Source organism: Mesorhizobium sp. P3_A2, assembly GCF_056403115.1.
The window spans coordinates 16,130-34,860 of record NZ_JBFUGC010000014.1; the positions used below are offsets into that span (position 1 = coordinate 16,130).

The 18,731-nt window shown below is 58.5% G+C and carries 14 protein-coding genes and 2 pseudogenes; 6 read left to right on the top strand and 10 right to left on the bottom strand.

The genetic code is table 11. The features are described 5' to 3' along the window. Positions 1-109 precede the first annotated feature (109 nt). The 3 genes and pseudogenes from AC1DXM_RS26525 to AC1DXM_RS26535 all read right to left on the bottom strand — a co-directional run bounded on the left by AC1DXM_RS26525 (position 110) and on the right by AC1DXM_RS26535 (position 3,103). Positions 110-1,546 carry an NAD-dependent succinate-semialdehyde dehydrogenase gene (locus tag AC1DXM_RS26525; RefSeq protein ID WP_477237724.1) on the bottom strand — a complete coding sequence of 479 codons (1,437 nt, stop codon included), beginning with the start codon at positions 1,544-1,546 and terminating at the stop codon, positions 110-112. A gap of 62 nt (positions 1,547-1,608) precedes the next feature. Then, positions 1,609-1,925: pseudogene (locus AC1DXM_RS26530) on the bottom strand (3-oxoadipyl-CoA thiolase); the annotation flags it as partial. Continuing rightward, positions 1,847-3,103: a CaiB/BaiF CoA transferase family protein gene (locus tag AC1DXM_RS26535; RefSeq protein WP_477237726.1), complete on the bottom strand. Its 1,257-nt coding sequence runs from the start codon at positions 3,101-3,103 to the stop codon at positions 1,847-1,849. The gene AC1DXM_RS26535 and the pseudogene AC1DXM_RS26530, both read right to left, overlap by 79 nt. A 311-nt stretch (positions 3,104-3,414) precedes the next feature. Here AC1DXM_RS26535 and AC1DXM_RS26540 point away from each other — a divergent pair, with 311 nt between their 5' ends. Continuing rightward, positions 3,415-4,218, top strand: a complete 804-nt coding sequence (locus AC1DXM_RS26540; RefSeq protein WP_436260267.1) for an IclR family transcriptional regulator — start codon at positions 3,415-3,417, stop codon at positions 4,216-4,218. 92 nt (positions 4,219-4,310) lie between these two features. Here the strand turns inward: AC1DXM_RS26540 and AC1DXM_RS26545 are convergent. Then, a pseudogene (locus AC1DXM_RS26545) lies at positions 4,311-4,547 on the bottom strand (alanine racemase C-terminal domain-containing protein); the annotation flags it as partial. Between the two features lie 479 nt (positions 4,548-5,026). Between AC1DXM_RS26545 and AC1DXM_RS26550 the strand changes: the two are divergent. From AC1DXM_RS26550 to AC1DXM_RS26570, 5 genes are all read left to right on the top strand, one after another. Continuing rightward, positions 5,027-7,147: a 3-hydroxyacyl-CoA dehydrogenase NAD-binding domain-containing protein gene (locus AC1DXM_RS26550; protein WP_477237728.1), complete on the top strand. Its 2,121-nt coding sequence runs from the start codon at positions 5,027-5,029 to the stop codon at positions 7,145-7,147. Between the two features lie 5 nt (positions 7,148-7,152). Continuing rightward, the gene (locus AC1DXM_RS26555; RefSeq protein WP_477237730.1) at positions 7,153-8,349 is read left to right on the top strand and encodes an acyl-CoA dehydrogenase family protein; all 1,197 of its coding nucleotides are present in this window, start codon (positions 7,153-7,155) and stop codon (positions 8,347-8,349) included. A gap of 1 nt (position 8,350) precedes the next feature. Continuing rightward, positions 8,351-9,484 (top strand): acyl-CoA dehydrogenase family protein, encoded by a 1,134-nt coding sequence (locus AC1DXM_RS26560; RefSeq protein WP_477237732.1) that lies wholly within the window; start codon positions 8,351-8,353, stop codon positions 9,482-9,484. 572 nt (positions 9,485-10,056) lie between these two features. Beyond that, positions 10,057-11,289, top strand: coding sequence for an aminotransferase class III-fold pyridoxal phosphate-dependent enzyme (locus AC1DXM_RS26565; RefSeq protein WP_477237734.1), 1,233 nt, complete (start codon positions 10,057-10,059; stop codon positions 11,287-11,289). Positions 11,290-11,857: 568 nt separating this feature from the next. Then, positions 11,858-12,820 carry a cyclase family protein gene (locus AC1DXM_RS26570; protein WP_477237736.1) on the top strand — a complete coding sequence of 321 codons (963 nt, stop codon included), beginning with the start codon at positions 11,858-11,860 and terminating at the stop codon, positions 12,818-12,820. A gap of 176 nt (positions 12,821-12,996) precedes the next feature. Here the strand turns inward: AC1DXM_RS26570 and AC1DXM_RS26575 are convergent, their stop codons facing one another. From AC1DXM_RS26575 to AC1DXM_RS26600, 6 genes are all read right to left on the bottom strand, one after another. Continuing rightward, positions 12,997-13,734, bottom strand: coding sequence for a GntR family transcriptional regulator (locus AC1DXM_RS26575; protein ID WP_477237738.1), 738 nt, complete (start codon positions 13,732-13,734; stop codon positions 12,997-12,999). 325 nt (positions 13,735-14,059) lie between these two features. After that, on the bottom strand, positions 14,060-15,187 hold the full coding sequence (locus AC1DXM_RS26580; RefSeq protein WP_436260260.1) for a mandelate racemase/muconate lactonizing enzyme family protein: 1,128 nt from the start codon (positions 15,185-15,187) through the stop codon (positions 14,060-14,062). Positions 15,188-15,288: 101 nt separating this feature from the next. Next, positions 15,289-16,203, bottom strand: a complete 915-nt coding sequence (locus AC1DXM_RS26585; RefSeq protein WP_477237740.1) for an SMP-30/gluconolactonase/LRE family protein — start codon at positions 16,201-16,203, stop codon at positions 15,289-15,291. Positions 16,204-16,217: 14 nt separating this feature from the next. Then, positions 16,218-16,676, bottom strand: coding sequence for a RidA family protein (locus AC1DXM_RS26590; protein WP_477237742.1), 459 nt, complete (start codon positions 16,674-16,676; stop codon positions 16,218-16,220). 127 nt (positions 16,677-16,803) lie between these two features. Further along, on the bottom strand, positions 16,804-17,496 hold the full coding sequence (locus AC1DXM_RS26595; protein WP_477237744.1) for a GntR family transcriptional regulator: 693 nt from the start codon (positions 17,494-17,496) through the stop codon (positions 16,804-16,806). 89 nt (positions 17,497-17,585) lie between these two features. Continuing rightward, positions 17,586-18,398, bottom strand: a complete 813-nt coding sequence (locus AC1DXM_RS26600; RefSeq protein ID WP_477237746.1) for an SDR family NAD(P)-dependent oxidoreductase — start codon at positions 18,396-18,398, stop codon at positions 17,586-17,588. Positions 18,399-18,731 lie beyond the last annotated feature (333 nt).

The window sequence follows — 18,731 nt, forward strand, 5'->3', positions numbered from 1 at the left end:
AAGGCTCGCCAACCGCCGGAAGTGCGATAGGCCAGCCGTCTCTAGCTCTGCCACTTCCGAGCCGGCCGTTCAACCGAAAATGGAATTAATTTCCATAATGTTCCCGCAGTTATCCTTTGCGGCTGATGAAGCGCGTTTCCAGATAGGCCTCGATCGCTTCCGACCCGCCTTCCGTACCGTAACCCGAATCCCTGACACCGCCGAACGGCACTTCGGGAAGAGCAAGGCCGAGGTGATTGATTGCGGTCATGCCAGATTGAATTTCGTTGCCCAGACGCGTCGCCAGTGCGGTATCTCGGGTAAAGGCATATGCCGCCAATCCGAAAGGAAGGCGGTTGCTCTCCGCGATGGCTTCGTCGATCGTCGAAAAGCGATTGATTATTGCCACCGGGCCGAACGGTTCTTCGTTCATGATCTGCGCGGAGACCGGCACATCTGAAATGACCGTTGGTTCGTAGAAACAGCCCTGGTTCCCGATCCGCCTGCCACCCGTCATCAATTTGGCGCCCTTCTTGACCGCGTCGGCCACCAGCCCGTCTATCGTTGCGACACGCTTCTCGTTGATCAGCGGACCCATCTCCGTTGTGCTTTCAAAGCCGTTTCCAGTCTTGATCGATTTTGTGGCGGCGGTGAAACGCTGGGTGAACTCTTCAGCCAGCGTCTCGTGGACGAGAAACCGGGTGGGGGAAACGCATACCTGCCCAGCATTCCTGAACTTGAACGGCACCATCGTGGAAACAGCGAGGTCAAGATCGGCATCGGCCGCCACCACAACCGGAGCGTGACCGCCAAGCTCCATGGTGGCGCGCTTCATGTGCAGTCCAGCAAGCGCTGCTAGCTCCTTGCCAACTGGAGTCGACCCGGTGAAGCTTATCTTGCGAATGACAGGATGGGGTATCAGATAGCGCGAGATCTCGGGTGAGCGTCCGTTCACGAGGTTGACGACGCCAGCAGGAAAGCCGGCGTCTGCAAAGGCACGAACGAGACCCGCCGGGCTTGCAGGTGTCTCCACGGGCGCCTTGATGATGATGGAGCACCCTGCAGCCACTGCGGCCGAAAGTTTGCGAACAATCTGGTTGATAGGAAAGTTCCAGGGCGTGAACGCTGCCACGGGCCCGACGGGCAGCTTGATTGTTATCTGCAGCACGTCGCTCGCGCGCGCCGGGATGACCTGGCCATAGGTACGTTGGGCCTCGCCCGCAAACCAGTCGATGATGTCTGCCCCGGCCAATGTTTCAAGCCGCGACTGTGCCAGGGGTTTGCCCTGCTCCAGGGTCATCCAATGTGAAATCTCGTCCACTTGCTGGCGCAGCAGGTCCGCGGCGCGACGCATGAGCTTGGCGCGCTCGAACGGTGAAGTCCGGCTCCAAATCTTGAACCCCTCGTCGGCCGCGGCCAGCGCATCGTCCAAATCATTTTGCGAGGCATTGGCGACGCGACCAATTTCCTGCCCACTGGATGGATCGGTCACCGGGATCCAACGCTCCTCTTCTGCGGGCCGCCATGATCCGTTGATGTAAAGGTTTACGTCGGGATAGTTGCTCATATCGGCTTTCCTCGTGATGCGTGACGTCCAGGCGGGATTAATGGGGGTGCGCATGTTCCAGCTCAGGGCCTTTCCATGATGAAAGCGATCCCCTGACCGACTCCAATGCACATTGTGCAAAGCGCAAAGCGCCATTTCGGCGCTTCAGTTCGTGGGCGACTGCGAGCGCCAGTCGAGCGCCCGAAGCTCCAAGAGGGTGGCCCATCGCGATGGCGCCTCCATTGGGATTCACGTGCGGCGCGTCGTCTGGCAGGCCAAGAGCGCGAAGAACCGCAAGCCCCTGTGCGGCGAAGGCACGGCTCATTGCGCAGCGCCCTCCGACGCCTGGGCCTGTAGTGCCGCTGCGCCGTGGCAATAGACGACGCCAGTTCGGATCAGGTGGTCTATCTGGCTATCGTCATAGCCAAGGACAATCTCAAGAACGGCGCGGGTATCCTCGCCAAGCAGGGGGGGAGCCTTCTGCACGCGGTTTTTCTGGCCAGCGAGGCCATGGGCCGGACTGATCATGCGGATAGTACCGAGTTCGGGATGCTTCAAGGACTGAATGATCCCCCTTTCGGTCACCGTGGGCGTTGCCAGGGCCTGGGAGACCGTATGCACGCGACCCGCTGGCACAGACGCACTGCGACAGGCATCGAGCCAGTGTTCAACCGAATTTTTGCAAAGCGCCTCTCCAAGGGCTGCCAAGAGGTCTTCGCGGTTCAGCGCACGTTCATGCGCCGTGACGAAGCGTGGATTTTCGGCCAGATCCGGTCGGTCGATGACCTGGATGCAGAAATCCTTGAACATCCGGTCGTTGCCCACTGCCAGCGCAAAGAAGCCGTCCAAGCATTCAAACAACTGGTAAGGCACCACGCTAGGATGAGCATTGCCATATCGGAACCCATCCACGCCGGCGTTTAAGTAGCCTGTTCCGACGTTGATCAGCATGTTCAATGTGCTCTCGATCAGGGCTATGTCGATAAACTGGCCTTTGCCCGTATCGCGTCGCTGATAGAGCGCCGCCAAGACCGATTGTGTAGCAACCATGCCCGCAACGACATCCGTGAAAGCCACCCCCAGCCGATTGGGCGGTCCATCGGCGGCCCCAGTGATCGACATCAGTCCGCTTTCTGCCTGCATAATGAAATCATAACCGGGACGATCGCTTTCCGGTCCGGTCTGGCCGTAGCCCGAGATCGAGCAGAAAACGAGGGCCGGGTTAATGTCGCGAAGCGTTTCATAGCTGAGACCCAACCGCTTCATCGTGCCTGCACGGAAATTTTCCACCACGACGTCAGCTTTTGTAGCCAGCTTCAAGATGATTTCACGCCCTTGCGGCGATTTCAGATCGACAGCCACACTTTGCTTGCCGCGGTTGGCGCAGAGATAATAGGTGCTCACCCCCATGTAGTTTGGAACTGACCATGCCCGTGTGTCGTCGCCCCCGGCCACACTCTCGATCTTCCAGACTTCGGCACCCAGATCGCCGAGTGACATCGTCAGCCAGGGACCGGCCAACACCCGCGTCAAATCCAGCACCTTGATTCCGTCCAGCGGCAGCTCTGTCTTCTCCATTGCTGGTCTCCTCGAGATGTCCGCCGCAAACGGGTTCGGTTGCGACCCCTCTGTCCCGGCGACGCAGTCGAGCTGATCTCCCGTCCTACCTGTCTGATTCCGATCGATCCCGACTGCAAACTGGGTCGAGATGTCGGAAGCAAGCAGTTCGGCCGTTTGATGATGTGGCTCGTCTGTCGTGCCCGGCGGCAGGGTGCGATTTTGCGTTACTAATGCCATCTGGTACCTTGCGCGTCAACTGAATGGAATTAAATTCCATTGTATTCGAGCCAATTGCGGCTAGAGTTGCCGCGGAACCTCAGGAGGTGACGATGAGAAAGCGTTCCAAATCAGCGGAGGATGCCAATGGCGGGGAAGAAGGCGTCGCCGCCGGTTCGCTCCTGCGAGGTTTGGAAATCTTGCGGGCTTTCAAGGCGAGCGAGTCGACATTGGGCAACCAGGATTTGATCGAACGCACCGGGCTTCCGAAAGCCACCGTGTCGCGCTTGACCTATGCTCTAGCGAGCAGTGGTTACCTCATCTACAACGAATCCCTGGGCCGTTACTCCATCGGCCCCTCAACCATCTCGCTTGGCTATTCAGCGATGAGCTCTATCCCGGTCGTACGCATGGTCCAGCCTTTGTTGCAGGGGCTTGCTGACAAAACGGGCGTCGCAGCAGCGCTCGGCGCCCGTAGTGGACTCGAGATGATCTATTTGGCCAACTGCCGTGCGTTCGGGCCGGTGACGCTGCAACTTAATGTGGGCTCACAGTTACCGATCTGGCGCACCGCGATGGGCTTGGCCTATTTGGCGGAGATGATACCGCAAGCGCGCGAGGAATTGCTTGCCCAACTGATCGCGCGGGAGCCCGCCAATGCGAACGCGATCCGAGATAGTGTCGAGGAGGCGATCCAAAGCTACAGAACGCGCGGCTTCGTCTGTTCATTTGGGACTTGGTACAGCTACATCAACGCCATCGGAGTTGCTTTCCGGCCGACCGACGGATCGCCGCTCGTTGCTCTCACATGTGGGGGCATTTCCGATATCGTCTCGCGTGACGATTGTCTGACCACCGTGGGTGATGCATTGCTGAGGACGAAGCAGCAATTACAGGATCTGCTGGAGAACGCTTAAGCGTCGGGGTGACTGCCCTTGTTTCCGGTCGGGTCGCTGAATCGACGCCCAAATGGATACGGCGACATGCGCGGCCAAGTGCGATGAGTGCCTCATGTTCGCTCGTACCAGCCTGCTCGGCAAATCGGCGATAGGAATACTCGGGCGACGATTCCGACAACGGTACCCTCGTCAACGAAGCCCAGACTGGTGAGATCGACTGCGGTCAGGTCCATTGAGGCGCGGCCCACCACAGGCGCGATCTGTCTGCCGAAAGCGACAAGACCCCGGTTGCTGTTTGCCCATTGATAGCCTCTGGCATAGCCGATCGCGACAAGCGCGATTTGGCGTGCCGCCGGCGCTCGTCAGGTTGAAGAATGGCCGACGGAGTCGCTCCTGTTCAGATCGCGAACCTTTACGACGCTCGCCAGCAGTGTCGCAGGCTCATCGAGCGGATTCTGACTGTTCGGGGAGCGGATTGATGCCAAAGGTGGATTTGCCGCGTGATATCGCTGTGGAATTCGCGACCGAGTTATATGCCGCAAGAATTGGCAATTGACAGCGGTGCGGTCGGAAGGGCGTGGCAGGCTTCGGCCAGCCTTCACCGACAATCGGCAGAGTTCGAGATCCACGTGGTCAGGCAACACGAAATGGGTCATTTCCGCCTGCACACCTGTGCCGCAGAGCAGATCTCGCGCCGGTGCGAGTTGCTGCAGAGAGGGCTGTCTGCCTGGTTCGGTGGGGCCGCTTTTATCAGTGGCGCCAACGAATGGCACCGCGCTCTCAGTCCGCCCGAAGGACACTGGTCAGCGCGAAGAAGATTCGATATATGGAATTAAATTCCGATTTCTGGACGCGACCAATGGATCCACTGGTAAGCTATGAGCGAGAGGGGCGGACAGCCGTCATCACCATCCGCAACGGGGCCGCCAACGCCTTGGGCCATGAAGTCAGATCCATGCTGTGGCGCGCGATAGACCGCTTTAGCGAGGATGCGAACGTCGGCATTGCGCTCGTCATAGGCGCCGGACGCATGTTCGTTGGTGGCGCTGACATTAACGAGTTTGGGAAGCCGCCCCTAAAGCCGCTGCTTCCCGATCTGGTAAATCACGTAGAAAGCTCTGCCAAACCGATTGTGGCGGCGATGCACGCAGTCAGTCTCGGTGGAGGGCTTGAGCTTGCCCTTGGCTGCCACTATCGGCTGGCCATGCAGAGCACTAAACTGGGCTTGCCCGAGGTTACTCTCGGCCTGTTGCCAGGTGCAGGCGGCACGCAGCGCGTGACACGCCTTGCCGGAGTGGCAAAGGCGCTCGATTTTATCGTTCCGGGAGCTCCCATTTCAGAGACAGCAGCGCTCGAACTCGGGCTCATAGACAGGATTGGCGATGGCGATGTGCGCGCGGCAGGGCTCGCTTTCGCAAATGACCTTCTGAAGGCTGGAAAGGGCCCGCGCCGCGTAAGCGAAATGCGTGCACCCGCGGCCGATCCCGACGCAATATCCGGTGCCCGGACGAAGCTTCAGAAGGCTGCCGGGGGCCTGGTCGCGCCCTTCTTTGTCGTAGATGCCATTGAAGCGGCCACGCGTCCCTTCAAAGAAGGTCTGGCCGAGGAGCGCCGTTTGTTCATGGCGCTGATGCAAACGCCGCAAAGGGCAGGCCTCATCCATGCATTCTTCCTTGAGCGCAAGGTCTCCCGCCTAACGGCGCTGAACGGCGTCAACCCACGAAATGTGGCGCGGGTAGGTGTGATCGGCGGTGGCACGATGGGAGCGGGGATTGCGACAGCAGCCTTGCTGGCCGGCTATGACGTTTGCCTTGTCGAGCGTGACGACCCGGCCGCGGCCCGGGCGCGCGCAACGATCGAGGGCTACCTGACAGCCGCCGTTGGACGCGGCAAGCTGTCGGAAGCGGAACGCACGACGATCTTGTCTGGGAGCTTGGCATGCGTGACCGAATACGCCGTGCTCTCCCAGGCCGATTTCGTCATAGAGGCGGTCTTCGAATCCATGGATGTGAAGAAGGACGTATTTGCGCAGCTGGACGCGGTGATGAAGCCGGGGGCAATTCTGGCGACCAACACTTCTTATCTCGATGTCAACGAGATCGCCTCGATCACTCGCCGCCCTGGCGATGTGCTCGGGCTCCACTTCTTCTCGCCGGCACATGTAATGAAGCTTCTGGAGGTGATTGTCGCAGATGCAACCAAGCCCGATGTGGTTGCGACGGCCTTTGCCGTGGGCAAGAAGCTGGGCAAGGTTTGCGTACGGTCCGGCGTGTGCGACGGGTTTATCGGCAACCGCATCTTGGCGCGTGTTCGGGGCGCAGCCGACAGGATGGTGCTGGCGGGCGCAAGCCCGTATCAGGTCGACCGGGCAATGGTGGACTTCGGCTTGGCAATGGGACCCTTTGCCGTCGCCGATCTGGCCGGCCTCGACATCGGTTTTCTGACCCGACAGCGCAAGGCCTCGACGCGGGATCCTCGCGACGTTGTGCCGGAATGGGCGGATGAACTTTATCACATGGGGCGGCTCGGCCAGAAGGCAGGTCGTGGCTACTACATCTACGCCGAACGCGGTCGTCCTGGTGTGCCAGATCACGACGTAGATGACATGATCGCGCGTTATCGCGCCAAAGAAGGCATCATAGCGCGCAACTTCACCGACGCCGAAATCCAGCGCCGCTACATGGCTGCGATGGTGAATGAAGCCGCCCGTGTAATCGACGAGAAAATCGCAGCTCGACCGCTCGATGTCGATGCAGTGCTCCTGTTCGGTTACGGGTTCCCACGTTATCGCGGCGGACCGATGCACTGGGCGGATGCCGCTGGCCTTCCGAACCTTCTCGCGGACATCCGAGGCTGGGCCCAAGACGATCCGTTCTTCTGGGCTCCCGCTCCACTGCTTGAGCGTCTGGTGGCCGATAACGCCATTTTTGCCACTTTGAACGGATAAGAACCATGGATCTGGCCTATACCGCGCAAGAGCTCGCATTTCGCGAAGAGGTCCGACTTTTCCTTGACCGGGAGCTCCCGAAAAGAATCGCGGCCAAAGTCGCATCCGGCCAGCGTCTCACCAAAAACGACCACGAGACATGGCATGCGGCTTTGAACCGGCGAGGTTGGCTCGCGACGAGTTGGCCGAAGGAATATGGCGGCCCCGGTTGGGATGCAGTTCAGCGCCATATATTCGAAGAGGAAGCATCGCGCTCTCATGCTCCGCGAATCTTGCCCTTCGGCCTCAGCATGCTGGGACCGGTCCTGCAGAATTTTGGCACACAGCAGCAGAAGGACTATTGGCTCCCGCGCATTCTGAATGGCGAGGACTGGTGGTGCCAGGGCTACTCGGAGCCCGGTGCCGGGTCCGACCTGGCAAGCGTCAAGACCTCCGCGGCGCGCGACGGCGATCACTATGTCGTCAATGGCCAGAAGACCTGGACGACCCTTGCCCAGCACGCGAACATGATCTTCTGCCTTGTCCGGACGTCAAAGGAGGGCAAGCCACAAGAAGGGATTTCGTTTCTGCTCGTCGACATGCGAGCACCCGGCGTCAGCGTCCGTCCGATATTGCTGATGGACGGCGAGGCGGAAGTAAATGAAGTCTGGTTCGACAATGTCCGTGTGCCAGCCGAGAACCTCGTGGGAGAGGAGAACATGGGCTGGACCTACGCGAAGTATCTATTGACCCATGAGCGCACGAATCTTGCCGGGGTGGGCATGGCTCGCGCGGCTCTCGCCAATCTCAAGCGCGTCGCCGCAACTGAGCCCGATGGCCACCGCAAGCTGATTGACAACCCTCTCTTTGCGGCCCGGATCGCGCAAGTCGAGATCGATTTGATGGCGATGGCAACCACGAACCTCAGGGTCGTTGCCAAAGCAGCCGCCGGGCAGGCCCCGGGGGCCGAAAGTTCGATGCTCAAGGTCAAGGGCACGATCATCCGCCAGGAGTTGAACAAGCTTACCCGCCAGGCCGCTGGTCCCAATGCAATCCCCTTCATCTCCGAATTGCTTGACGAGGGTTCCAACGCGGCCCCGATCGGTCCGGCCTACGCGATGGCTGCCACACAGAGCTACTTCAACAACAGGAAGCTCTCCATCTACGGCGGTTCGAACGAGGTTCAGCGGCAGATTATCGCCAAAGCCATTCTGGAGCTATGATATGAACTTCGATCTCACTGGAGAACGCCAGATGCTGCAGGACAGCCTGCGGCGGTTTTTGCGTGGATTTGTCACGCAGGAAATCCTTTTTCAGGCGACGGAGAGTCCACAAGGGCACTCCAAGGAGCTCTGGGACGGACTGGTCGAGATGGGCGTCCCGGGCGCCCTTTTTGCTGAGCAAGTTGGCGGATTCGGCGGGTCAGGCTTCGACCTGTCTGTCGTCTTCGAGGAACTCGGTCGCGCCGGTGTCTTCGAACCCTTGATGGAAGCTGGCATCCTCGCCGGCGGCCTCATCGCATCGCTCGCGACCGCTGACCAGCTTGCGCTGGTCGGGGAGATCATTTCGGGCCGCATTGTCACTCTGGCTCACGCAGAGCAAGGCGGCCGTTACGATCTTGCTCACGTGGAGACACGCGCCACCAGGCAGGATGGACGTTGGGTGCTTTCTGGCGGCAAGTCCCTGGTTGTGGCCGCACCGGCGGCGAGCCTCGCGGTAGTCAGCGCGCGAGTCTCGGGAGCAGCCGACGAGCGAAATGGCATTACGCTTTTCGTGATCCCGCTGGATTCCGATGGACTTGCCTTGCGATCTTATCCGCTCAATGGCGGCGGTCGCGCCGCGGAATTGAGCCTGGATGGTGTGGCGGTTCCCGATAGCGAGCGCTTGGGCGAAGTGGGCGGTGCTTTTGACGCCATTGAGGCTGTGCATGCCCGCGCTATGGCCGCCCAATGTGCCGAAGCCGTGGGGCTTATGGAGAGCATCAAGCATCTTACGGTGGAGTACCTGCGAACCCGCAAGCAGTTCGGCCAGCCAATTGGGAAATTCCAGGCCCTCCAGCATCGCATAGCCGACATGTTAATCGAAATCGAGCAGGCCCGCTCGGCCGCCATCAACGTGTGCGGACATCTGGACGCACCGCGTGGCGAGCGCGAACTGCAAGTGAGTGCCGCAAAAAATCTTATTGGCCGGGTTTCACGCATCGTGGTCGAGGAGGCAATCCAGATGCACGGCGGAATTGGCATTACCATGGAATACGCGCTTGGCCATCTCGCGAAGCGGCTCACCATGATCGAACACCGCTTCGGCGACTCTGATTTCCACCTGGAGCGATTTATCGCCCTGTCGACGGCTGCGTAGGGCTATCACGCGTTCTGCGCTTGAAGGTGACGACAGCCGACAGCGGTCTCTTTGCACAATCAAAAACAGGACTTGCGCGTCGCGCGATGCGGGCGTCCGGCAGTCTATGCCGGTATGCAGCACGGTCCCCCTCAAAGACAGTGTGTGTGGCGACCTTGCCACGTGCTGGCAGGCAGGCGAGGGGAGCCTGGCACGGGCCACATCTGCGGCAGCCCTCAAATGCCATCCCCTGCTGATCAGTTGCGGACGCGGCGCTTTTCGTCCTCTATGGCGCGCTCGATGGCCCTGCTGCTGCCTGAATCAAACTGGAGAGATTGATTGACGGCCAACGCCAACATGATATATCATATTGCTGGTTTTCAAAACAGTCCACGCGCTGTTTCGAAGCTTCCTAAATCGTTTGCCTCCCAAGGCGATGATGTGCTCCGCGGCCGCCGTTCTGTGGGTCGCGGAGCAGGCAAAAATCAGCCATGGCGCTCAACGGCAGCGAGCCGCCGCTGGGTGGATAAATCTATGCTCGAGGGGCGGCACTCTTGGTAGGCGCAGCGCGCCGGACTGGAACAGGGACGAAGATGCCTGAAGTCATTCAATCAGCCGACAAACTCCTACGCGAAAGAGCGCTGCGGGTTATTCCCGGTGGCATGTGGGGTCACTTAAACGCGGCCAAGCTGCCGGCTGGATATCCGCAGTTCTTCAAGAAGGGCGAGGGCTCCGCACTCTGGGACGTCAACGGCCGACGCTATGTGGACTTCATGTGCGCCTGGGGGCCGAATTATTTGGGCTATCGCCAACCGGAGGTCGAGGCCGCGGCAGCACGGCAGGCGGCCAGTGGCGATTGCCTGAACGGTCCGACAGATGCGCTGGTCGATCTCGCGGAACTTTTTACCAGTATGATTGCTGCCGCTGATTGGGTGCAGTTCCAGAAGAACGGGACGGATGCGACTACGACGTGCCTGACCATCGCTCGCGCATCGACCGGCAGGCGCAAGGTGTTGGTTGCCCAGGGCGCTTATCATGGCGCAGTGCCTTGGTGCTCGCCCTCTGTCCTTGGTGTCACCGCGGAGGACCGAGTTCATTTGGGCACCTATGAATTCAACAACGTCTCGAGCCTGCGAAGCGCAGCGGAAGCGGCCGAGGGCGATCTGGCAGCCATCCTGGTTTCGGCGTTCCGCCACGATTTCGGCAAGGATCAGGCGATGGCGACCCCAGAATTCGCGCGCGCGATGCGCGAAATCTGCGATCGCAACGGCGCCGCGCTTATCATCGACGAGGTGAGGGCTGGCCTGCGCCTCGATCTGGCCGGCAGTTGGGAAGCAATTGGGGTCCGCCCTGACCTCTCGGCGTGGAGCAAGGCGATTGCAAATGGTTATCCACTGGCGGCGGTAACAGGGGCGGATTGGCTTCGCGAAGCCGCGTCGCGCATCTTCGTGACGGGATCGTTCTGGTGCGGGTCAGTCGCAATGGCGGCCGCAGTGGCCACGCTCCAGATAGCCCGCCGGGACAACGTGGTGCAGCATCTGATCCGCCTCGGGAACAAACTCCGCGACGGACTGAATGCTCGTGCAGCCAAGGCTGGCATGGTCTTGCGACAAACTGGTCCCGTCCAGATGCCACTCATCATGTTTGACGAAGACCACGACGGCAGCAAAGGTGAACTGTTCTGCAGTACATTATTGAAGCACGGCGTTTATTTCCATCCCAAACACAACATGTTTCTGTGTGCTGCCCACACTGACGCCGATATTGAAACGACCCTGTTTGCCGCCGAAATCGGCTTCGCGGCGGTGGCTGATCGTCTTCAATGAGGTAATCCCGTGGCGACGGCTCAATCATTTTTTTTGAGACCTCGACCCCGGCGGTTCCGAATGCGCCGCACAATGAAAAGTTATCGGAAGCGACGACGGGAAATTTGGCAATGACTCGCAAATTGCACTCTTTGTCGCGCAATTCACGATATGTAATGCGCCCCGCTTGCATACGGTTTTAGCAACATGATGAACGAACGCGACGACAGACCGCGATACGACAGCCTTGGAGCCTAAGGGTACAGAAGCGCATGGCTGTCGATTGTGGCGCGCGATCGATTACAGCCTGCTGGTATTCTCGGGGTTGGTAGGGTGTTCTTTGATGAGGTCGCGGGAACTGGCGTGTTGCTTGGCTCGGCCGTCATCGGCACTGGAGGAGCCCTTCTCGCCATGGTCAAAACTCCGGCAGATCAGTCGGTCCGACGCTGTCGTGATGTGTCAGGAGTTTCCGTTCAGAACGTGAGCCATGGAACTGAGACGAGATCGTCGGTTGGGCCGAGGGATCTCGTCCTGTGACGTTTCTCGGCGGGTGAAGCCTGATGATTGATAGGATTTGTTGGAGGAAAAAGTGTCAAATTTCGAAACCCGCATCCCCTACGACCAGCTTGGCCTCGAGGGCAGCGTGCCCGCAGGGTCATCCTGGAACGTCTACGGCCGCGATGACCAGCTTGGAAGTGTCGGTTTGTTGACGCCGGAGCGTGTCTTGAGCGGAGTTGCTCTGGTCTCGAAGGGTGCGGTCTTTTCTCTAAATTGGTCCCTTGATCTTCCCAACCCTGCACTCTTTGGCCGCCGAAACATGCAGCACACCATCAATTTCGATAGTTCCGGCACAGACGACATGTATGAGGGGTTCTTCCCCCAATGCTCCTCCCAGTGGGACAGTCTTTCGCATATCCGCCACCCTGTTCATGGGTTTTACCAAGGCTTTCAGGAACATGACATAACGGGGCTCCCGGGAACGCGGCTGGGTATCGAGAACTGGGCCACCCGAGGCATCGTCGGCCGGTTTGTGTTAGCGGACCTTGCTCGCTTTCGACAGGCGGTCGGACGGCCGATCCAACCGGGATATCCCGATCCTATAACGGTCGCTGAAATCGACGCCTGTCTTGCTAGGCAGAAATCCAAGCTGAATATAGGAGACATACTGCTCCTGCGGTTCGGCTGGATCCAGTGGTACGAAAGTGTCGATTCCGCAACGCGCGAGCAGATGGCAACCGACGATCAGTTCGCCGCCTGCGGACTTTCGCGGTCGGAAGAGACCGCACGTTGGATATGGAACAAGGGTGTAGCCGCTGTTGCCGGCGACAACCCTGCCTTGGAAGTTCAGCCCTTCGACCCAACAGATGCCGATGGCTTCCTACATTACCGGCTCATTCCGATGCTAGGCACCGCCATCGGGGAAATGTTCGCATTGGACGCCCTGGCCGCGGATTGCGAAGAAGACGGCCGCTATGAAGGAATGTTTGTTTCCGCACCGCTCAACAAGCTGGGCGGCTCCGGCTCGACAGCCAACGCGCTCGCGCTAAAATAGCAGAACGGGCGGAAAGGTATTTTCGAGTCAGGGCGTCTCAGGCGGCCCGGCGTGGTTACGTGCGCCATGTCAGGCGCACCGGGGTGGCTGCAGGATATCGCGAGGGCTCTGCCCAGATCGGCACCTGCCCAACCGCTTCCGTGGAGCCGACGGGACGTCGTTGCAGGCACGAGGCACTATTTTTCTTGCTGCCTACGCCTCGAGCCGGATTGTGACTTCAGCTTTTCCAAAATTCTGTATGAGCCATCGCGAAGATCACGCACCACCAATTCACCGGCCTCGGTCGGTGACCGACGCCTCAAAGCGTCGATGATCAGATCGTGGGGGTGAACTTCGAAGGCAAGTGGCTTGGCATAGGGATATTGATTGTTCACGAACGGGCCAGCCAATAGCCACAGATTCTCGATCACCCGCACCAGGACCTGGTTGTTCGACTTACGGTATATCGCAAAGTGGAATGACTGGTTTGCCGCGAGAGCTGCCTTCCAATCCTCCGCGGCCTCCGCCGCCATGAATTCAGTCTGGTGCCTTTCCAGCAGCTCGATGTCTTGGCGTGTCATGTTGACGGTGCTGAGTTCGGACGCCAACCGCTCCAGCGGAGCGCGCGTCTCGCGTATCTCAATATATCTGGCGATAGAGAGGATGGGAACGCGAGGCTGATGGCCTAGTTTGAGTTCCAGCGCGCCCTCCGCCACCAATTGCAGGACCGCTTCTCGGACGGGTGTCTGAGAGGTCTCGTAAGCGGTGGCGAGTTGCCGAATATTGAGCCGGCTTCCCGGTTCGTAGCGACCCGACATCAACGCAATGCGCAGCTGTGCATAAATTCGGTCGGCGAACGTGTTCCTGCTAATCCCAACCGACCCTACGGTGTCGAGCTCGTCGGCAGGCCCACTTGCCCTGATAGCGGTTGGCATTTATCGCTCCTCACTCCGGCGCGGCGAATCGATATAGCGCCCTTGAGTCTGGCTGTATCAATAACAAAATATCCCGGAATGGGGCAGGCGTCACAGTCTGCGGAAGACCCGGGCCCAATACCAGTCCGGTTGAATAGGCAAGCCACAAAGACACTCCGAGCACGCCTCCGGTTGCCGGCAATTCCTCTGGGCTGGCCGCACGATGCTGCCGGAATTTCCCCAGCAGACCTCGTACGGCCGCCGGGGCAGCGTCTCCTGAGATCTGAATCCGGCTCCAAGTCGACATGTCGTCCGAAAAGCGCTTCACACTTTTCGGCATCATGCTTTAGCGTTTTTGCTTGAGATAGGCTTCGGCAGCACGGCCGACCGCATCTCGATTCAGTTCGAATCCGTATCCAGGCTTCTTCGACACCGGCAGAAATCCATTCACAGGCGTAAGGTTCGGACTCTCGATTATGTCTTCCTCAAGCAACTGCCACATGATCTGGTTGGCATCGTCCAGATTGGGGACCGTTGAACCAACCTGATTAGCGATGCAGGTCGTGATGCCGGTTTCGAAAATTCCGTGGATATTGATTCTTACATTTGCCGCTTCGGCGATCGCTGCCGCTTTACGCCACCGCAGAGCGCCGCAAGTTTCGTGCAGTCCCAGGACAACCGACTCGACGGCGCGGGTGCTGCACATCGCATATACTTCTTCCGGCAGATACACACTTTGATCGGCAGACAGCGGCATCCCGACGTGGCGGAGGCGCAGAAGTGCATCTGCTCCTCCAATACCGGGAACTGGCTGCTCCATGATCTCAATATCGAACGCTTTGAGCTTTTCCATCATGCGCACAGCACGTAGCGTGTCCCACGCTTCGTTTGCGTCCAGGCGAAGGCGAACATCTGGAGCCACCTCCCGCACGGCCCGGACGATCTCCAAATCGAGCTTGTCGTCGCGCCCGACTTTCACATAGAGAACTGGATATCCCTGCTCAACCAACTGCTTCGCGTCATCGGCAAGCTGTTGCGGTGTATCCCCCTGAACGAAACCAAAATAGCCCACCTTGTCGTGCAAGGCTCCCCCTAGGATGTTGCATACCGGCTGCCCCAGGCCTTTGCCGATCGCATCCCACATTGCAAGCTCGATGCCCGACATGGTGCGTGAGAAGTATCGGTACTGACTGCCGGCTCCTCGGGCCTTGAACCCGGTCCGAAAGTAGTCCCAGATGAGCTTGTTGCCATCGTAGACCGATTTGCCGATGAAATGGGGTATCGCGTCCTGAAGGATGGCTAACATCGGCTCGATGGTGGGCCCTGCTCCAGACTCGGCAATGCCGACAACACCTTCGTCCGTCTCAACCTCGATAAGAATCACGGGCGAGCACAACGTTATGCCATCTGCCCAATGGTAATCCTGCTTGAACCTGCAATGCAGCGGGGTGGTACGAATGTTGGTGATTTTCATCTTTTTCCTGCGGCTCCATGCCTGCTCGAAGGACGAGTCGGCTTCTTTTCTGCATGATATATCAAGACGAGCAAGCGTCGTCTCGGTGACGTACCTGGATTTCAGGATTGATAGTTAAGCTTCAGGCCGGCTTCGTGCCAATCAAACGCGGCCAGTCTACCCTCGTGAGACAATGTTACATAACAGGTATGCATGTCCGAACCGCCAAAGCAGAGGTTCGTCACCATCAGATCGGGAATGGGGTGAATGACATGGCTCTTCAGATCTCCGGTAAATTCAAGGATCGCACACATGTCCAGCGCAGCAGCATAGACGGCTCCCGATTCTGTCACCGCCAAGCCGTCAAACCGGGTTCGTCCACCAGGACCGGCAAAGAGTATTCCGCCGGCCGGGGAAGGCCATGGCTGCTTTCGCACCTCTCCTGGACCGATTACGGGATATGCCCATATACGACCTGGGATAGTCTCGGCGACATAAAGTGTCTTTCCGTCAGGTGAGAGGGCGATGCCGTTGGGCGTGATCAGACCAGAGATGACCTCTTTAATTTCTGAACCGTCGCTTGCCGCCCAATAGACGAACCCAAGGTCCATCTCTCGAGGACGGCGTTTCCCCATATCCGTGAACCAGAAGCCTCCGTCTCCGTCGAATACAAGATCATTGGGGCCGCGCAACTGGTTGTCCGAGCAGCGATCGTAAAGACGGCGGACGGACCCGTTGGCAGGATTCACGACGTCAATGCTGCCGCCCGTATATCCGGAGCTCTGCAAGGCTGGTCGAAATCGTCCTTTTTGCTCTTCGACCCAGTCCATACCACCATTGTTGCAAATGAATATCTTGCCGTCTGGCCCAACAGCTGCCCCGTTTGGCCCGCCCGGAACCTTGGCGACTACCGCGATATCCCCGTCCCGTGATACTCGGACAAGGGTTTGCTCGATAATGTCGACGACCATGACGGAGCCATCTGAAAACGCAATCGGGCCTTCGGGGAACGTAAGCTTGTCCGTGATGACACGCATGCACTGACCCAAATCTATTTCACTACCCGGAGAACGGCTTCGATTTCGACACGGATGTTGCCGGGCAGGGATCCCATCCCGACCGCGGATCGAGCGTGTTGACCACGCTCAGCTAGAACCTCGACGAGCAGCTGGGAGCAGCCTTCGATCACCACCCCATGATCGCGAAAGTCGGGAGCCGCGTTCACCATCCCGAAGACCTTCAAGAATTCGATGTCATCCAGTGAGCCGGTCACTGCTTGCGCGGACGTCAGCATATGCAACCCGCAGAGACGCGCTGCCTCTTTCCCGTCCTCTAGGGAGCAATCACCACCAACTTTCCCGGTGAGGTACGAGCCGTCGGGCAAACGAGGTACTTGTCCAGCCAGGAAGACGATATCCCCCGCCCTTCGAAAAGGCACATAGGTATACTTTGGCGCGCCCAAAGCAGGCAGCTCGATGCCCAATTCTTTTAGCCGTTCTGCGGATGACACGATAAATTCCTTTCAGCCAAGTTCCTTGATGTATTGGACGTATACGAGATTTCGCTCTAGTTCATATGATATATCCACGCGCTCACGACAAAGCTTGTCCCGCGATTTTTTCTTGGTTTCGGGTTCCCTACCGCGGGTCTCGTTTCAGCTTGTCGATGATCAGTGCAGAGCCTTTTTCCATCCCGCGCAGGACGATCTCGCCCGCCTCGGCAGAAGCGCGGCGCCGCAGCGCATCGATGAGCTCCAGGTGGGGGTGGTGTTCATCGTGGGGGTGAATTGCCGAAGGATACTGATTAATCAGAAAGGGACCCGTCTGGAGCCATAAATTCTCAATTGCCTTTACAAGAATTTCATTTCCCGAGGTAGCATAAACCAGGAAGTGAAATTCCGTGTTGAAGGAGAGGGCGACTTTCCAATGGCCTGCTTCTTCAGCCGCCAGGAATTTATCGTTCACCTGCGCCAATTTCGCCAGAACGTCGTTGGATATCCGGGGGGCCGCCAGTTCCGTTGCCAGACGCTCCAAAGGAGCTCGCACCTGACGTATCTTCAGGTATCGGTCCACCGAAAGAATCGGTACACGCAGTTCGTGTCCCGGCCGCAGCTCAAGTCCACCGTCCCTCACAAGTTGCATGACGGCTTCGCGCACCGGGGTAGGGGATGTGTCGAAGCTGATCGCCAGGCGCCTGATATTGAGCCGCTCACCTGGTTCGTAGGCACTTGTCATCAAGTTGGATTTGAGACTGTCGTAGATCATCGCCGACAGGCTGTCGCGCGACAAACCCATGGAAGCCTGGTCTTCCGTTTCGTCGGCTAGGCTCATTTCATTCTCCAAGCCGCGTCCAGTGCGTTCCCATTGCTTACCCTTTCCTCGCTAACCCATCCATGAGGCAGTCTACGTCCAAGGGACCGTCAGCTTATCGTCTTTGCCACACTTAGACGTTCCGCAAGGTTTTTCGCACCTATTTTTTCGTTTCTTTCGACCATCTCGAAAAGCTTTCGGGGACTTCCGCCTATCGACTTGACGAGGCGGCCACGAGAGGCCGGTATGCAGACTTCCTGTTTTTGGTTTTTGATGGCAGCCAGTACGATCTCGGCAACATCTTCCGGTTTCCATGATGGCACTGCGAAAGCCAGTGCTACCCCCGTCCTGGCCTCTTCCTCCAGCATGGGAGTTTCAGTCGAGCTTGGATGAACGATGGTGAAATTAATCGGCTCGTGCCGCTCTTCCATGGCCACCCCAAAATGAATTGCACGCAATGCATGTTTGGAGGCTGCATAGCTGGCAATGCCGGGGAAGGGGAGGAACGCGGTCATGCTGCAGATGGTCACAATGTGCCCTGATTGCTGCTGCCGGAAACGAGGAAGAACCGCCAGCATTCCGAGCATCGGCCCAATGACGTTGACCGTCATCGTCTGCTCATGCTTCGCCAGCGATACATCTTTTGTCAACCCGGTGTGGACCACGGCCGCGTTGTTGACAAGAACGTCCAAGGCGCCAAATCGAGCATAGGCAGCGTCGACGACGCTTTCCCATTCTTGCGGCAAGCGGATATCAAGCTTCGCGGCCATGGCATTGTCACCCAATGCCTCAGCAACGCTCCGCGCCCCTGCCTCGTTGATATCTGCCACGACGACTTTATGACCTCGGTCGACCACCAACCTCGCGATCGCGGCGCCGATACCGCTCGCTGCGCCTGTTACCAGAAATATCTTCGTGGCCATGGATTTTCTCATGCCTGACTGCCCTCCCTCTCAACAACAAAACGATGGCGCGCTGGCCGTCACCTGGCCACAGTTAGCTACTGATTTCTCACCAGCTGCTTTCACGATCCAGCGCCAGAACAGCACGCTATGCAAATAGGTTCGAAACATTCTGGTAAAGGATCTGTCTGGCGGGATTTTGGGCATACGTCTTCCGGCAAAGGACCTCGATTTTTAATATGATATATCATGGTAAACGTCTGTGTCTAGTATAAAGCAGTGATCGTGGAGAGACGCGAGACCGATCGAAAGTGGCCAGCAGTTGTTTCCGCTGGCATTCGACAGGCTACTCCA

What these genes read in the sequence shown, in the direction of transcription:
- AC1DXM_RS26525 (WP_477237724.1), bottom strand. Translation starts at nt 1,546, where the DNA reads ATGAGCAACTATCCCGACGTAAACCTTTACATCAACGGATCATGGCGG.
- AC1DXM_RS26535 (WP_477237726.1), bottom strand. Translation starts at nt 3,103, where the DNA reads ATGGAGAAGACAGAGCTGCCGCTGGACGGAATCAAGGTGCTGGATTTG.
- AC1DXM_RS26540 (WP_436260267.1), top strand. Translation starts at nt 3,415, where the DNA reads ATGAGAAAGCGTTCCAAATCAGCGGAGGATGCCAATGGCGGGGAAGAA.
- AC1DXM_RS26550 (WP_477237728.1), top strand. Translation starts at nt 5,027, where the DNA reads ATGGAATTAAATTCCGATTTCTGGACGCGACCAATGGATCCACTGGTA.
- AC1DXM_RS26555 (WP_477237730.1), top strand. Translation starts at nt 7,153, where the DNA reads ATGGATCTGGCCTATACCGCGCAAGAGCTCGCATTTCGCGAAGAGGTC.
- AC1DXM_RS26560 (WP_477237732.1), top strand. Translation starts at nt 8,351, where the DNA reads ATGAACTTCGATCTCACTGGAGAACGCCAGATGCTGCAGGACAGCCTG.
- AC1DXM_RS26565 (WP_477237734.1), top strand. Translation starts at nt 10,057, where the DNA reads ATGCCTGAAGTCATTCAATCAGCCGACAAACTCCTACGCGAAAGAGCG.
- AC1DXM_RS26575 (WP_477237738.1), bottom strand. Translation starts at nt 13,734, where the DNA reads ATGCCAACCGCTATCAGGGCAAGTGGGCCTGCCGACGAGCTCGACACC.
- AC1DXM_RS26580 (WP_436260260.1), bottom strand. Translation starts at nt 15,187, where the DNA reads ATGAAAATCACCAACATTCGTACCACCCCGCTGCATTGCAGGTTCAAG.
- AC1DXM_RS26585 (WP_477237740.1), bottom strand. Translation starts at nt 16,203, where the DNA reads ATGCGTGTCATCACGGACAAGCTTACGTTCCCCGAAGGCCCGATTGCG.
- AC1DXM_RS26595 (WP_477237744.1), bottom strand. Translation starts at nt 17,496, where the DNA reads ATGAGCCTAGCCGACGAAACGGAAGACCAGGCTTCCATGGGTTTGTCG.
- AC1DXM_RS26600 (WP_477237746.1), bottom strand. Translation starts at nt 18,398, where the DNA reads ATGGCCACGAAGATATTTCTGGTAACAGGCGCAGCGAGCGGTATCGGC.